We start from the raw sequence: 15,706 nt of genomic DNA, 5'->3' as shown, positions 1-15,706 counted from the left end.
TGGATACCTTATAAGTTTCTGTTACCTGATGATATTGATGTTTTCTTCTTCATTTATTGTATGTACTGATCTATTCAATTATTGATAAAAAATTACTTACTCATATTTTCGATAGCCATGTGTAGTCCTTTATTCATAACTTTTCCATTTTGCTGTAAACGGGATAGAATAAATCCTCCATACAATTGACTATGATAGTATTCGGCTAATTCTTCTGAGGGAATGTCCGACCTGATCTCATTCAAGCTTTGTCCCTCAGCGATGCACTCATTCACCACTGTCAGTAGTCTGTTCATTTGGTTATTAATAACTTGCCTTAAGCCATCGTTTATACCAGCGCACTCAATAGAGAGTTTCTGGATCAGGCATTCCGAGGTGAATTTTTTTTGTACAGACATTTCTGTCAACATTTGTGCAAAATGCTTTAACCGATCTACCGGACTACCAATCTTGCTATTCATCAATATATCTCTGTACAGTTTCTCTGAGTTTGCTCCATAATTTTCAAGCACTTGAATAGCGAAACCTTCCTTGCTTTTAAAATGATAGTAGAATGAGCTTCTGGGATACTCAGATTCCTTAAGGATGTCTTCTGTACCGGTGTTATGATAACCCTTGGACCTGAATAGCTTTTCGCCAACTGAAATGACTTGTTCCTTTTCGTGTTTTTTCATAAACTGTACTGATCAGTACAAATATATTTCATGTTTCTTATTAACCAAACAACTTGCTCAATCTTTTCTTGATGGGTGTAGATTAGATGACTATTGGACAGAAGGCCTTGCATGTTCTACGACCTAGATGAAATAGAAAAGAGCCAATGGATAAATTTCCATTGGCTCTTTAATACTCTCTATAATGCGATTCTATAGGCTCGCTAGTGCCGCATCGTAATTAGGCTCTTGACCAATTTCTGGTACTTGTTCGGTGTAAGTCACTTTTCCAGAAGGGTCGATAACAACAATGCATCTTGAGTGCAATCCTTCGAAGGCGCCATCCATAATCTCTAAACCATAATCCTTTCCAAACTGACCAGTCTTAAAGTCAGACAACATTTCTACATTCTCAATGCCTTCGGCTCCGCAGAATCTACTTTGCGCAAAAGGAAGGTCTCTTGAGATACAAAGGACTACAGTATTGTTCAAGTCAGCTGCAGTTTTGTTGAAGGTGCGTATCGAAGTGGCACATACACCTGTGTCAACGCTTGGGAAAATATTGAGCACAATGCTCTTTCCGCTATAATCGCTGAGTGTTTTAGTTGATAAGTCTACTGCCGATAAAGCAAAGTTGCTTGCTTCACTTCCGATATTGGGTAGATCTCCGTTTGTGTGAGTAGGAGTGCCTCCAAGTGTAATATTTGCCATCTGACGTCTTAGTTTTAATTGATTCCTTTAATGTGTCTAAGTAACTCAAATTTGGAGAGAGAAGTTTGCAGATGGAGCTTTTAAATTTTTGAGCTAAGACAAGGAGTCGAAAATGGATTTGGGAGGCTTTCACTAAAAGCCACACTAATTCGTATTTATTGGGAATGTCTTTTCTAGAAAATCAAAGATCATATCGAAATGCTCTGTTGGAGAAGTATGACCTCCTTCAATGACTATATGATCGTAAGGATGCGGAAAGTTATTACGCTTTAAACGTTCAATAACTTTATTGGACATCGCGGTTGAAGGCCATGCTTCGTCTCTGCTTCCTGACATTAACAGAACTGAACCATTGATTCTTTCGACAGGAATTTGTGCCTCTATTTCGGCATCCTTGTTAGATAAAATTAGGTCATAAACTTTTAAATGATCTCCAGAGATTATAGACGGAACCGCTGAATAGGGTGTTGGTACAAAAGGGATTTCTTCATCCTTTAACATCCATGATGAGGTATTGCTCATGGCAGTAAGTCCAGCAAAGCTTACATGACTTGCTGATAAAGCGATTACTGCGTCAATGTCATCGAAATAGCTAGCAAGATTTAAAACTAGCTCACCGCCCTTAGAGCCCCCCATGATGGCTATCTTTTCAGCATCTATTTTAGGGTTTTGGGCAATAGTAGTGATAGCCTCGTGTATGGCATCCAATGAAATCCGATCAAGGTTTTCCGGTATATCTGGCGCTCCAAAATAACCGAGCGCTAGGAAGGCATATCCCTTGGCGAGGAACTGGTCTCTCGTGGGTTTCCAGAAATCACTGTCCCAGGCGTTGCCTCCTTCTGAGCCTCCAAATCCAACAATCAAGGGCTGGTTTTCAGATTCTCCCAAATACAATCTCGTTTGGACTTTGCCATAATTGTCGGAGAGTGGAGGAGTATATGACTCTAAAAAAATGAAAAGGCCAAGTATTAAAACGAATAGAACTAAGAGCGCTTTTTTCCACATAATTATTCCTTATTTAATTGGAAGGCAAGCTAGCTAGCCTCTAGGTCTTAAAAATTGACTTAAGTCAAAAAATCACCTCTGCTTTCTAATTCTGCTTAGTGTCTCGGGAGCAATACCCAAATAGGAGGCCACCATGCCTAAGGGAATGCGGTGATAAATATGGCTGTAAGCCTGACAGAAATGGTCGTATTTTTCTTTCGCTGTTGTAAACCTAATAGAAGTAATACGTTCCATCATGTGTCCAAAGAAACTACCCATAGACAAGCGCGAGTAGCGCTCCATTATTGGAAAGTTATCAAAGAGGTAAACAAGGTCGTTTACATTTAAGCTATAGGCTTCGGTTTTTTCAATAGCATCAATAAAGTAGATGTCTTTTTTTCGTTGAATGAAGCTTCTTGGCGAATTTACCCATTCGTCTATTCCACAGAAATATTCACTGATTTCCTTTCCATCCTTGATAAAATATGTGCGAAGGAGTCCTTTTCTAATAAAGTAGCTCTCCGTGCAAACGGTGTCTGCATTTAGGATCATTTCTCCCTTTTCAAATACAACTGGCTTCAGTTTCTTTTCGAGTTCAGCCTTAAGCGGTTCTGATAGTTTGATAAACTTCTCAAAATGCTCGAATATGTTTTCTTTCGTTTCGATAGCGACTAATTAGTTATTTCCAAGTTGACAAGGACACTCCAAACTCCTCTTCGGCATATTTCATGGCCATAGCTAGGTTGTCTTGTAATGTATCATGTGTGCAATTACCACTATCATCGTATTGGTAAAGGTACCAACCGATATCAGGTAAGTCTTCTTGTATTTCGTAAGTATAACCCCCGTGATCTGCCATTAAACTTCGATAGGATATTGGTTGAGCGTATTTCTTTAGTTGCAGCAGCCCATAAATACCCAGGCTCAATTCGAGTATAGTAGCAATAACAAAGGTTTGAGAAGGAATTCCGTCTAATACCAAGCTGAGTCCTCTGCCACCGGCTAGCCCCAGCATAAATACGATTTGCAAGACAGTAGCTACTTGCCAAAAGTGAGGTTTGATTAGCCCAATAACCCAAACAGTCGAGATGGCCAAATACAGTCCCATTATAGCTCGGAAGACATTCTTAAGGTCTGTGGATTCTACGATGAAGTCAAAATACTGGGATAGGTTTTCCGCTGGCGATATGCCATACACCAAGGAAAATGGCACTACAATGCCCAATGAGATGATTAGATGTAGGTTTTTAGGAAGGGAGAACCTGGCTTTCATGTTGTCTGCTAATGCACTTTACTTGGTTAGTTTGAAGCTCTCAGTAATCCGTTTACCCTCTTCTAAGTTCTTGTTGTAGCAGTATGTTGTTACCTCAAAGACAAGTTTTTGCTTCTCGTCTATAATGAAAGCAACAAACACCGGGCTCGTCTCATTTTCGGCAATCTCGTAGCTGAGTACATAATAAGCATTCTTGATATTTGGTAATGAGCCCCCGTCTTGAGTGCTTTTGAGACCTAGCATTTCTGCGGTTTTTTCAGCAGATAATTTCGCATCTTTTAACAATGAAGCTGGCTCCTCATCGAAAGTAAAAACTTCAATGTCAACGGCATAGTCGTTGCTTTCGTAACCCAACACATTACTGCTTTCCGTTTCGTATGCTTCTAATAGTACGCTACTCTCGAAGGAGATACCGTATCGTTCTGAAGTGAAAACATGCTGTGAGTATCCGATTTGGCAGATAAAAATGGCGAAGGTTAGCGTAAAAAGTAATTTCATTAAAGGTTAGTTCTTATTGAGATCAATTTACTCATTTAATGCCTAAAGTAAGCAAGTCTCATTGATGATCATTGAGCCTGCGGAAGTCCTAGAGATAGTTATTTTTCATCAAGGTTAGCTATCTTTTCTTGTAGCTGGTGGCTCATGGCTTGTAACTCAATGCCTATAATACACTGTATCTTTTCTATAAATAAACTCATAACTTCCATCTTTTGTCTTCCAACTTCTACCTTCCAACTTCAATCTTCTAACTCCCAACTTCCTGCTTCCGCAAACCTACGGCAAAGAAATCTGTTATATCTTCGCACAAGATTAACAAGTACTCCATATGTTCACAGGCATTATCGAAACAATTGGCAAAGTAATAGCCATAGAGAAAGAAGGAACTAATTACCACTTTGATATCAAGAGCGATGTCAGTAGTGAGTTGAAGATTGATCAGAGCATTGCACATAATGGTACTTGCCTTACGGTAGTGCAGGTTTCAGATGATATACATCGCGTGACCGCCATTGATGAGACCCTACAAAAAACCAACCTTGGAGATTGGGTTACTGGTACAATCGTGAACTTAGAGCGCTGTATGGTCGCTAATGGCCGATTTGATGGGCATGTGGTTCAGGGGCATGTGGATCAAATTGGGACAGTGACTAACATCCAAGAGCAGGACGGAAGTTGGCTTTTTGACTTTGAATACGATTTTTCTCAGGGCAATGTCACTGTTGAGAAAGGTTCAGTCTGTGTAAATGGCACCAGCTTGACATGCTTTAATTCCGAGGAGGGTAAGTTCCGAATCGCGATTATTCCCTATACCTACGAGCATACCAACTTCCATCAACTGAAAGTGGGCGACAAGGTCAACCTGGAGTTTGATATCATTGGAAAGTACGTTAAAAGGCTGCTAGGGCAATCATGAGGGTGCGCTTCGAGGTAATTCCTCATCTTTTAAAGTTTAAGTTTGAGGCAGGTACATCTCGCGGATCATTTACCGAGAAGGAGACTTGGTTTATCAAGGCTTTCGTAGAAGGAAATGACCAAGTTTACGGTTTGGGAGAGGCCAGTCCATTGAAAGGTTTAAGTGAAGATTATAGCGCTGATTATCAGTCTGTTTTGGTTGAAAGATTAAAGTCGATTGAAATCATAGATTTTCCTGAAAACCCTAAAGAAATTCTGACAACAGTTTCACAAGAAGTCCCACCTCATTTGCCCTCTATTCGCTTTGGTATAGAGACAGCTTTGCTGGACTTGCTTAACGGAGGTCTAAGAAAGCTTTTCGATACTGAGTTCTACCAAGGAAGTTATCGCATGCCGATCAACGGTTTGATCTGGATGGGTGACGAAGACTTTATGCGGCAACAAATTGGTGAGAAACTCAAGGCGGGTTTCAATACGATCAAAATGAAGGTAGGGGCCATCAACTTTGAGCAGGAACTCGCCTTACTCGAAAGTATTCGTAGAGAGTACTCTCCAAGTGATATCACCTTAAGAGTTGATGCTAATGGTGCCTTTACTCCAGAGGACGCTGAAGACAAACTGCTACAGCTTGCAGCACTTGAGCTCCATTCCATAGAACAACCCATCAAGAAAGACCAGCACGAAGCAATGAGAGCTTTATGTGCTTCAGGCATTCTACCTATCGCCTTAGATGAAGAGTTGATTGGCATACATGAATACAAAGCAAAAGAAGAACTTCTAAATTCTATTAAACCTCAATACATCATACTAAAACCCTCCTTGGTTGGGGGTATAAGGGCTTGTGAAGAATGGACAGAGATTGCTCAACGCCTGAATATTGGCTGGTGGATGACCTCTATGCTGGAGTCAAATGTGGGTTTGAATGCCATCGCTCAGTTCACATCGCAGTACAAGTCTAGTTTACCTCAGGGGCTTGGAACAGGTCAATTATATCATAACAACATCGATTCTCCTTTAGCAATTAGAAGGGGAGAGCTGTTTTACAATTCACCTAAGCCTTGGGAGTCGGTCTAATTGCAGGCTCAAAGCTATCTTTGTGCGTCATTCTGAACCTATCTGCCGACAGGCAGGCTCGTTTCAGAATCTACTCTATTAAATATTCAGCCTAACAGAGCCAGACTCAATTGAATGAACATTAATGTTCGGAATCTATTTTCCTGAACTCAGATTCTGTTTTATCGAAACAATGTGATAGAAAATCGCAAAAGGTAACAACACACCCGGCAAAAGAATGAAGGGGACCTTCACTAGTGCAATCTCGCCTCCAGCATTTACAAAGTCAGAAAAGTAGAAGGAGGAAATAAAAGCATAGCCTGTTAAACTCAAGACGGCCAAGCCAAGAATATTATAGACTAATATGGCTTGTCTTTTTGCTATACCCTTTACGATTAAGAAGCCCATTGGAAGTGCTATTATACCCATCAAGATATCGTAGTTCAGTCCTTCGAAGGTTACTCTCTGAGGGAAGAAACCATCTACAAAAGCCCCGTAGATCAAAAGTTCTACAATGATTCTGAAGGATTGGATAAAGACTGGAAAGTGTTTAGGTGTACCATCAATGACACTTTTGAAGGCCTTTCTGGATGTGGTTATAAATACAATGATAAAGGCAGGAATGATAATAAAGACAGGGGCTTTTGGTGGCATTGAAAGGCTGTCCAAAATACCTGTGAAACTCATTAAAACCACATAGCCTACCCAAAGCGTTAAAATGATTGCCGCATTTTTTCTTATGGCTGCAGGGCGAACAGCATTCTTGAGCATATAGAAAACGACTGCCAACATGATCGCAGTAAGGGCGTAAAAACCGAATTGTACCATCTCTTTTTTTTCTTAAAAGTAAAGACCGTGTGGTCTATAAATTTAACCCAAATTGCTAATTCACTCTACGGAATCGTTTTGGGGAGATGCCAGCGTTTTTAGTGAAAAACCTTGTGAAGGCAGGTAACTCACTAAAGCCCACCATTATCCCAACTTCTGAAATAGAGTGGGAGGTTCGACTCAAAATATCAGTGGCCTTCTGAAATCTATAACTAGAAATCATTTGTTGCGGAGTGCAGTTGTATAGTGCCTTGAAGGAGCGTAGGTAATGATATTTTGATAGACAGGCTATGCTGGAGAGTTTATCCAGACTGATACTCTCTGCGAAATGGGCATGTATATAATCGATAGACAGGCTGATTCGTTGGATAAGTTCTTGTTTTGTTGAGCGTTTGGTTACGCTGAGATTATGCTGGGATAGAGAATCCTCAGACTGGATGTCTAGTACTGCCGAAAGTGTTCCGGCCAGGAGTTCATATTCAAGGTCTTCATGACTTAGTTGGGAGGTATAGAACTGTTTTAACAAGCCTATTCGTTCGTTGATGCAATCACTCTTCCAAATGGATTTTGTATGCGCATTGACCAAATTCTTTTGTTCGAAAGGGTCGTCCAACAGGTTTTGAGTAATGCTGCATTTCTCCTTTACTACTTCATTGTAAAGGTTTTCTCCAAAGTGGATATTGAATGTGTCCGTACGGTTTCCTTCAGGGATTATCAAATCATAGAAGTCACCTTTATTCACTAGGCATGCATTGTTTGTTGTCAGCGCAACCGATCTGCCATTGGCTTTGACAATGCTGTTGCCTTTAAGGTTTAGAAATAGGCTGAAGGGCCCCTTTATGCCATTCCGTTCTGCACCAAAAGAAGTTGTGTTGAGTACAACGCTCGGCCAACCTTGTTGGGTGATTGGCTGATTGTTGACATCTCTTCCATTTTGGAAGTCATTTTTGGCTTGATCTCTAAGCCAATTTATATCTGGAAATTGAGTTAATCTCATACCTCTGCAACTCCATATAATTTACGGAATCGGAGTAAAAAAGTAGGTCAATTGCCACTATAATCTTCTATCAGATTCGTCAATGGCCAAGTCATTAATACTTGCATATCTTTTTGCCATCAAACCATTTTCGTCAAACTCCCAATTTTCATTGCCATAGGCTCTGAACCATTGGCCCTCAGCATTGTGGTATTCATATTCGAAACGAACGGCTATTCGGTTATCCGTGTGCGCCCAATAAGACTTCTTTAGCTTGTAATCTAGTTCTTTGTCCCATTTGTCGGCAAGGAACTCTTGCACTTCTTTTCTACCGTTGACAAATTGATCTCTGTTGCGCCATTCAGTATCTTCCGTGTAGGCCATCGATACTTTCATTGGGTCTTTGGAGTTCCAGCCATCTTCGGCAGCTTGAATTTTTTGCTTGGCAGTTTCTAAAGAGAAGGGTGGTAAGGGGAATTTCTGTTCCATTTTATTTCGTTTTTAATGCAACAGAAAGGGGTGACAAATAATTCGTTTGCGCATAAAAAAAGGTGCACTAGGCACCTCTTAATATATGATTAAGCTGATATCTTATCTTTCGTCCATACCAACGTAAGACCTTTCGTTTGCGCCAGTATATACTTGTCTTGGTCGTCCGATAGGTTCCTTATTTTCTCTCATTTCTTTCCACTGAGCGATCCAGCCTGGAAGTCTACCCATGGCAAACATTACGGTGAACATATCAGTAGGAATACCTAAAGCACGGTAGATAATGCCTGAGTAGAAGTCAACATTCGGGTATAGTTTTCTTTCTACAAAGTAAGGATCTCTCAATGCTTCTTCTTCTAAACCTTTAGCAATGTCGAGTACTGGATCTTTAACTCCGAGTTTCTCCAATACATCATCAGCAGCTTTCTTAATGATCTTTGCTCTTGGGTCAAAGTTCTTGTACACTCTGTGTCCAAAGCCCATTAAACGGAAAGGATCATTTTTGTCTTTGGCTTTAGCCATCCACTTTTTAGTATCTCCACCGTCTTTCTTGATGTTTTCCAACATTTCAATAACCGCTTGGTTAGCACCTCCATGAAGAGGTCCCCAAAGCGCATTGATCCCAGCTGAAATTGAAGCATACATACTTGCATGAGATGATCCTACAACTCTAACAGTAGCTGTTGAACAGTTTTGCTCATGATCTGCATGAAGAATCAACAGTTTATCAAGTGCATTTGCGACAACCGGATCCACTTCGTAAGCTTCAGCAGGGTTGGCAAACATCATTTTCAAGAAGTTAGCCGTATAATTCTGCTTGTTATCTGGGTAATTAACTGGTTGGCCAATTTGGTTTTTATAAGACCATGCCGCGAATGTTGGCATCTTCGCTATCAAGCGAATGATACTCATATCCACTTCGTCAGCCGATCTATTTGGGTCAAGTGATTCAGGATAGAAAGCCGTTTGAGCACAAACCAAAGAAGAAAGAACACCCATTGGGTGAGCAGTAGAAGGGAATCCTTCTAGAATCTTTTTGACATCTTCGTGAACAAGGGTGTGCTTGGTAATACTATCCACAAATCTAGTGTACTCCTCATTAGATGGTAAATGACCATAAATCAGCAAGAAAGAAACCTCTAAGAAGTTTGACTTTTCGGCTAAGTCCTCAATTGAGTAGCCTCTATACCTCAAAATACCTTTTTCACCATCTAAGAAAGTGATAGCACTTGTAGTAGAACCTGTGTTTTTAAAACCCGGGTCAATGGTGATGACACCACTCTGGCCTCTAAGCGCTGAAATGTCTATTGCCTGTTCTTGTTCAGAACCTTCAATGACAGGTAGTTCGTATGATTGTCCGCCAACTTTAATCTCTGCAGTGTTTGACATCGTCTAAATTTGTGTTTCGTAATTGTGCTCCTATTTCGCGAGCGAATTTATAGTATTAAACACGGAAATAAAATACTTGTTCCCGAAGTGTCGATACTTTTTAATTATTGCCCAAAATTAACGGCAATCCGTCTTTGCCCTGACCAATGATAACCACCTTGGAATTGGTGGATTCTGCCAGTTTAAGCGTGGCTTCAATACCTCTCATTTTCAATAAAGCAGGTGTTAAACTGTTGTTAATGATTTTGTTGGCATTTGACTCTCCCTCAGCAGCAATACGTTTTCTTTCTGCCTCACTTTTTTCTCTGTCTAGACGAAACCTGTAAGCAAGCGCCTCTTGCTCTTGTTGAAGCTTGCTTTCAATGGCCGTTTTGATTTTCTCTGGTAAGTTGATCGACCTGATCAGAAGCGCCTTCATCTGAATGTTATTGTTCTCATTGCCGAGTACATCGCCAGTTTCAGAGATAATTGCTTGTTCGACTTCTGAACGTTTGGTAGAGTAGATTTCCTCTGCTGTAAACCTACCCATCACTTGTCTTACCGTAGATCTCACTTCCGGAACTACTAAGCGATTGACATAGTCTCTGGTAAATGTTTCGTGAATTTCACCGATTTTTTCATACATCGGGTGGAAACGTACAGAGATGTCAACCTGGATTGAAAGACCATTTTTTTCTAGAACATCCATGGTTTCTTCCGCCTGGTTTTCAGATACGTCATAAACGTAAAGATCATTCCATGGAGCCTTCAAATGAAAACCTGGTTGTTTGATATCCTCTTTGTCCAAGCCACCTGAGAATTTCTTAAAGATTACAGCGCGTTCGTTAGACTGAATAGTATAAAAGATGCTTGACGACAAGCCGACTACCACAATCAAGGCGATTGTAGAAATCACGACTATGGGTAATAATTTTCTGTTGTCCATATTAATAGGGTTTTAGTTTCAAATTTAACTCCTAAAAGGAGTGGGGTCAATGAGGGTATAAATAGTTAGCCTAAAAGGGGTCCCCCTCCGTCTTTTAGACACCTCCCCAAGGGGAGGATATCAACCGATTTTCATCAGGTTTTTTTGAATTTCATCTAATATTTCATGTGCTACTTTCAATGCCTTATATCCATCCTGGATGGTGACAATAGGCTCAGTATCATTTACAATAGCTTGGTGGAAGGTGAAAAGCTCCTCACGTATGGCATTGGTAGGATGTACTTTCGGGTTTTCGAAAATGATTTCTTTTTTGCCTTTTCCTTCTCCTAAATCCAATACCATTGAGAATGGTCCTTCATCACCTGTGGCTTCTTGCATGCGCACGATCTCAGATTTCTTTTCTAGAAAGTCTACGGCCACATAAGCATCCTTTTGGAAGAAACGTGATTTACGCATGTTTTTTACAGCTATACGGCTTGTAGTCAGGTTGGCAACGCAGCCGTTGGCAAATTCAAGTCTGGCATTGGCGATGTCAGGCGTATCGGCCACTACATTCACGCCACTGGCCGAAATCTTCTCAACTTCAGAGCCTACAGCTTTCAGAATAACATCAATGTCATGGATCATTAAGTCCAATACTACAGGAACATCAAGACCACGAGGGTTAAACTGTGCCAAGCGATGGGTTTCTATAAACATGGGCTGCTTTAGGTAGTCTTGTGCAGCCACGAATGCAGGGTTGAATCTTTCGACATGGCCGACTTGCATTTTTAAACCATGCTCGGTAGATAAGCGGATTAGTTCTTCTGCCTCTTCTATGGTGTTGGTTACAGGTTTTTCAACAAACACATGTTTCCCGGCTTTTAAAGCTTGACTTGCGCAGTCAAAGTGGGAGAGTGTTGGCGTAACGATATCCACTAAGTCCACCTCTTGTAATAAGGCATCTATGGTGTCAAAGCTGTTGATACCAAATTCTTCGGCTACTGCCTTTGCGTTAGCAGCGATTGGGTCATAAAAACCAACCAATTCATATTCAGGAATATCTTTGATACACTTAATGTGAATTTTGCCGAGATGGCCTGCTCCTAGAACGCCTATTTTAAGCATAAATGATGAGGTTTTACTGAGCGCAAAAGTAACGATTAATCGTTCTATGTTCTAAGTTTGATATGAATAGGTTTTGGGAATAAACCTAATCCCTCTTAAAAACATCAATTTCAATGTCCTTGATGTTGAGGGCATAATTTTCAAAGAAAAGATATTGATTAACTCCCTGAATTTTTTGTCTCCAAAAAAGTTCATAAAACTGATTGTTGTATTCAGCAATAGGGACTTCGAATTTGAGTTGATTGTACGTTGTCGTTTCTAGCACCTCACCGGAAGAAAAATTTACTTTAAACAAGGATTTTCCACGACTTTTCTTAATGTACACAACATTGTCCTCTACGGGTGAAAAGAATGATTCGTCCTCAGAAATATGGCCCTTTGTCTCGAAAAATGACATTCTGGCCCATGTTTTTGTATCGTAAACTTCAAACTTTGAGGGTTTAAAGCCAAAGCCTATTATAAGTACTTCATGCTTTTCGCTCCATAAGAAACTAAAGGAAAGATTTCCTTTATTTCTTGAGTCTCTTGTGATAGTATTTACTTTTTCATAGTCCTCATTCATAATCTGAGCACTCAGTCCTAAGCTTATGAGCATGTAAAAAAGGACAATAAAAACAGGTCTTGACCTAGTCATATGACTAATATAAAGAATGCTTTTTAAGACTGTTGTTGATTTGGTTTGATTATTAGCGAGGAACTGAGAACTTCGGATCAGAAACCGACAAATGAAGTATTATATCATAGCAGGTGAGGCCTCTGGCGATATGCATGCCGCCAACATGATGAAGCAATTAAAACTGCGAGATTCAGAGGCCTATTTTAGGGTCTGGGGTGGCGATAGGATGGCAGAGGAAGCGCAGGAACTTGCTAAGCACATTCGTGAGACTTCATTTATGGGTGTGTTTGCTGTGGTAAGGCACTTGAAGACCATCAAACAAAACTTCAAGTTCTGTGAAGAAGACATAATGGCATTTCAGCCTGATGTTCTCATTTTGATCGACAACTCAGGGTTCAATCTTCGGATTGCCAAATTCGTAAAGAACTCTAATCTCTCTACCCGCATATTCTACTATATCCTTCCACAGGCATGGGCCTGGAAAAGAAAGCGAGTGCACACCATTCAGGGCTGGACAGACAGACGTTTTGCCATATTACCCTTCGAACCTGATTTTTATGAGTCTTATGGTTATAAAGTAGACTACGTAGGGCATCCGATTTTAGACTCAATCGCTCAGCGAAAGCCAAGCTTAATGGAACCACAGTCTTTCAGAGCAACTTATGGTTTAGATCAAAAGCCAATTATTGCATTGTTACCAGGGAGTAGAAAAAGAGAGATCCACACTAAACTTCCCAAAATGCTAAAAGTGGTTAAACACTTTCCAGAATACCAGTTTATAATTGCAGGTTCGGAGACTATTGACGCTTCTCTATACGATCAGTATATCACTGATGGGGTGAAGATCATCTTTGAGAAAACCTATGACATACTAAACAATGCTACTTCGGCATTAGTGACTTCGGGTACAGCAACCTTAGAAACAGCTCTTTTTCAAGTGCCACAGGTTGTTTGTTATAAGCCAGGGTATGTGACCTTTCACTTACTGAAGCGTATTATTAGCATTAAGCATATCTGTATGGTCAATCTTATTTTAGATAAGAGAGCAGTGACAGAGCTTGTAGAAGGGGATCTAAATGAGCAACGTATGACTGATGCGTTGAAGGCTACCTTGATTCCTGAAAATCGTCAACGTATCCTCAATGATTATATCGAATTAGAAACTAAGCTAGGTGGAACAGGGGCTTCGGAGCGTGTAGCAGCTTTGATGATTAGTGATTTAACTTAGATAGTACCTCCGGCAAAGGATCGGGCGTTTTATGATTTCCAACTTATTGAATTCGCCATTTCTTTTTGAGGTTGAGTTTTCTATTTCCAGATATTAAACCCCCAATTTTATACATACCATAGCCAATTGCCCATGCGGGAACAGTAATAATAAACCCTCCTGGCCCCAACGTTATAGGAGGAACTATTCCAGCGACAATCAATGCACCACCCCATATTTTGAGAGCGCTGCCAATGATATTTATCTCGATATTTTCAAATATTTTGATCTTTGAAATATCACTTACAGAGTATTTCAAAATGGCTCCTTCTTCATTAATCAATAATGTATCATTTTTAAACTCGACAAGTGCTCCTCGATGAGTACTTCTACCTGCCCATATTTTAATTTCACGACCTTTTTTTATGACGTATGTTTTCTTCCCATTATTCTTTTTGATAACCAAACTATCCTGAAAAGGTGAAACTGATTGACCAATTCTCAGGGCAGAGGCATCAAGGGAAATGAGAAGTATTAACAATAAAAACCAATATCTTCTCTGTGCTGAGAATATTTCATTCACTTTGAAAAACTTTAAATTCACTTTTTGGGCTTTATGTTCAATGATGATCGATGATTTACGAAACTAATCTAGAAAATTGATAGTTTCACAATCATGGACAAGCAAACCATAGTAGATAAGATATCTCAATTTTCTGCTCTTGTGGAAGTGCCTCGATCCCAAATCGAATGGGTGGTTGACAGAGGAGAATTACAGTTTTTTAAATCTGGAGAAGCCTACTTCAACAGAGGAGATTCAATAGACAAGTTGATGTTCATTCTTGAAGGGATTACTAGCTTCAAGATGGAACAAAACGGCCAATTCAAGGAAATAGGACGTCTAACAGCAGGTAATATCTCAGGTGCATTACCTTACAGCAGGGCTCAAACAGCGAGTGCAATAGGTTCTGTTGAAGTCGATACACAGCTGTTCATTTTGGATAAGAGTCACTTCAGAGATTTGGTCTGCGAGTGTCATGAGTTGACAACAGTGCTTGTGCATGAAATGACAGATCGAGTAAGAAACTTTACTCGAACCCAGCAACAGAATGAAAAGCTTATGGCGCTGGGTAAACTATCAGCGGGTTTGGCTCACGAGTTGAATAATCCTGCGGCAGCGATTGTTAGAAGTTCAGAATCACTGCAAAGCCATTTGGGTACTGTGCCTGATAAGTTCAAGCGTGTTATTAACATGAAGGTTACCGAGAAGGAGGTAGACTTTGTGAATGATTTGCTATTTGGCAAGTTGGATGCAGGCATTGATAAAGCTGAGTCTTTAATGGAGCGCACGGACAGGGAGGATGAGTTGACCGATTGGCTTGACGATAATGGTTATGGTGATTGCTATGCTTTATCTGAGACTCTTGCAGAATATGGTTTCTGTGCAGATGACCTTGAAGCTTTGGTCGAAAATACGAGCCAAGAGTCCTTTCCGTCAATTATTGAATGGATGGACAATGTGTTGACAACAGAGAAGATGGTAGGAGAGATTAAGGAAGCTTCTAATAGGATATCTAAGTTGGTAAGCTCTGTAAAAAGTTACTCTCATATGGACAAGGCAGCGGAAATGGAAGCGACTAATGTTCATATTGGTATCCATAACACACTGACCATACTCAATCATAAAATCAAGAAGAATAAAGTTAAGGTTGAAGAGAAACTGTTTGATGATCTACCGAAGATAGAAGCGATTTCTGGAGAGCTCAATCAAGTTTGGACCAATATCATGGACAATGCCCTTGATGCTATGGAGGCAGAGGGTGGTACTATGAGCATAGAAACCTCAAAGGATGGGAGCAACGTTAACGTTAGTATTACAGACTCGGGACCAGGTATTCCAGAGGATATTCAGTCCAGAATTTTCGAACCGTTTTTCACCACTAAAGATGTTGGAAAAGGTACCGGTTTAGGACTCGAGACAGTCCAGAAAATAGTCGAAAAACATAAAGGGAAGGTTTCCCTAGAATCAAAACCAGGCAAAACGAAGTTTCAATTCTGTTTCCCGATAAAAGGATAAATACA

18 protein-coding genes are annotated in these 15,706 nt (G+C 40.3%); 4 read left to right on the top strand and 14 right to left on the bottom strand.

The features are described from left to right. Nucleotides 1-92 precede the first annotated feature (92 nt). The 6 genes from J4E76_RS03705 to J4E76_RS03680 all read right to left on the bottom strand — a co-directional run bounded on the left by J4E76_RS03705 (nt 93) and on the right by J4E76_RS03680 (nt 4,119). Nucleotides 93-674 (bottom strand): TetR/AcrR family transcriptional regulator, encoded by a 582-nt coding sequence (locus J4E76_RS03705; protein WP_208501335.1) that lies wholly within the window; start codon nt 672-674, stop codon nt 93-95. 192 nt (nt 675-866) lie between these two features. Further along, nucleotides 867-1,364, bottom strand: coding sequence for a thiol peroxidase (tpx, locus tag J4E76_RS03700; protein ID WP_208501334.1), 498 nt, complete (start codon nt 1,362-1,364; stop codon nt 867-869). Nucleotides 1,365-1,508: 144 nt separating this feature from the next. After that, nucleotides 1,509-2,369, bottom strand: coding sequence for an acyl-CoA thioester hydrolase/BAAT C-terminal domain-containing protein (locus J4E76_RS03695; RefSeq protein WP_208501333.1), 861 nt, complete (start codon nt 2,367-2,369; stop codon nt 1,509-1,511). A 72-nt stretch (nt 2,370-2,441) separates the two neighbouring features. Further along, nucleotides 2,442-2,900, bottom strand: a complete 459-nt coding sequence (locus J4E76_RS03690) for a Crp/Fnr family transcriptional regulator (RefSeq protein WP_208501332.1) — start codon at nt 2,898-2,900, stop codon at nt 2,442-2,444. Between the two features lie 127 nt (nt 2,901-3,027). After that, nucleotides 3,028-3,621: a DUF4345 domain-containing protein gene (locus J4E76_RS03685; protein WP_208501331.1), complete on the bottom strand. Its 594-nt coding sequence runs from the start codon at nt 3,619-3,621 to the stop codon at nt 3,028-3,030. Between the two features lie 18 nt (nt 3,622-3,639). Beyond that, nucleotides 3,640-4,119, bottom strand: a complete 480-nt coding sequence (locus tag J4E76_RS03680; RefSeq protein WP_208501330.1) for a hypothetical protein — start codon at nt 4,117-4,119, stop codon at nt 3,640-3,642. A gap of 328 nt (nt 4,120-4,447) precedes the next feature. Between J4E76_RS03680 and J4E76_RS03675 the strand changes: the two genes are divergently transcribed. Further along, nucleotides 4,448-5,035, top strand: a complete 588-nt coding sequence (locus J4E76_RS03675) for a riboflavin synthase (RefSeq protein WP_208501329.1) — start codon at nt 4,448-4,450, stop codon at nt 5,033-5,035. After that, entirely contained in the window at nt 5,032-6,108 is a 1,077-nt protein-coding gene (locus J4E76_RS03670; RefSeq protein ID WP_208501327.1) for an o-succinylbenzoate synthase, read from the top strand. Before J4E76_RS03675 ends, J4E76_RS03670 begins: the two co-directional genes overlap by 4 nt. 135 nt (nt 6,109-6,243) lie before the next feature. Here the strand turns inward: J4E76_RS03670 and J4E76_RS03665 are convergent, their stop codons facing one another. The 7 genes from J4E76_RS03665 to J4E76_RS03635 all read right to left on the bottom strand — a co-directional run bounded on the left by J4E76_RS03665 (nt 6,244) and on the right by J4E76_RS03635 (nt 12,435). Then, the gene (locus J4E76_RS03665; protein WP_208501325.1) at nt 6,244-6,915 is read right to left on the bottom strand and encodes a hypothetical protein; all 672 of its coding nucleotides are present in this window, start codon (nt 6,913-6,915) and stop codon (nt 6,244-6,246) included. A 55-nt stretch (nt 6,916-6,970) separates the two neighbouring features. Continuing rightward, nucleotides 6,971-7,912 (bottom strand): AraC family transcriptional regulator, encoded by a 942-nt coding sequence (locus J4E76_RS03660; RefSeq protein ID WP_208501323.1) that lies wholly within the window; start codon nt 7,910-7,912, stop codon nt 6,971-6,973. Between the two features lie 57 nt (nt 7,913-7,969). Continuing rightward, nucleotides 7,970-8,380, bottom strand: coding sequence for a nuclear transport factor 2 family protein (locus J4E76_RS03655; RefSeq protein WP_208501321.1), 411 nt, complete (start codon nt 8,378-8,380; stop codon nt 7,970-7,972). Between the two features lie 102 nt (nt 8,381-8,482). Continuing rightward, the gene (locus tag J4E76_RS03650; protein ID WP_208501320.1) at nt 8,483-9,769 is read right to left on the bottom strand and encodes a citrate synthase; all 1,287 of its coding nucleotides are present in this window, start codon (nt 9,767-9,769) and stop codon (nt 8,483-8,485) included. Between the two features lie 100 nt (nt 9,770-9,869). Beyond that, nucleotides 9,870-10,694 (bottom strand): prohibitin family protein, encoded by an 825-nt coding sequence (locus J4E76_RS03645; protein WP_208501319.1) that lies wholly within the window; start codon nt 10,692-10,694, stop codon nt 9,870-9,872. A gap of 120 nt (nt 10,695-10,814) precedes the next feature. Next, nucleotides 10,815-11,801 (bottom strand): Gfo/Idh/MocA family protein, encoded by a 987-nt coding sequence (locus tag J4E76_RS03640; RefSeq protein ID WP_208501318.1) that lies wholly within the window; start codon nt 11,799-11,801, stop codon nt 10,815-10,817. 85 nt (nt 11,802-11,886) lie between these two features. After that, nucleotides 11,887-12,435 (bottom strand): hypothetical protein, encoded by a 549-nt coding sequence (locus J4E76_RS03635; protein WP_208501317.1) that lies wholly within the window; start codon nt 12,433-12,435, stop codon nt 11,887-11,889. Between the two features lie 91 nt (nt 12,436-12,526). Here J4E76_RS03635 and lpxB point away from each other — a divergent pair, with 91 nt between their 5' ends. Next, on the top strand, nt 12,527-13,645 hold the full coding sequence (gene lpxB / locus J4E76_RS03630; RefSeq protein WP_208501316.1) for a lipid-A-disaccharide synthase: 1,119 nt from the start codon (nt 12,527-12,529) through the stop codon (nt 13,643-13,645). A gap of 43 nt (nt 13,646-13,688) precedes the next feature. Here lpxB and J4E76_RS03625 read toward each other — a convergent pair whose 3' ends face one another. After that, nucleotides 13,689-14,207 carry a hypothetical protein gene (locus J4E76_RS03625; protein ID WP_208501315.1) on the bottom strand — a complete coding sequence of 173 codons (519 nt, stop codon included), beginning with the start codon at nt 14,205-14,207 and terminating at the stop codon, nt 13,689-13,691. Nucleotides 14,208-14,300: 93 nt separating this feature from the next. Between J4E76_RS03625 and J4E76_RS03620 the strand changes: the two genes are divergently transcribed. Beyond that, entirely contained in the window at nt 14,301-15,701 is a 1,401-nt protein-coding gene (locus tag J4E76_RS03620; RefSeq protein WP_208501314.1) for an ATP-binding protein, read from the top strand. Nucleotides 15,702-15,706: the final 5 nt, after the last annotated feature.

The sequence above is a fragment of the Roseivirga sp. E12 genome, from assembly GCF_017592825.1.
In the GTDB taxonomy this organism is placed as follows: Bacteria; Bacteroidota; Bacteroidia; order Cytophagales; family Cyclobacteriaceae; genus Roseivirga.
Note: the sequence above shows the minus strand (reverse complement) of the source record. Positions and strands in the feature narration are given on the sequence as shown.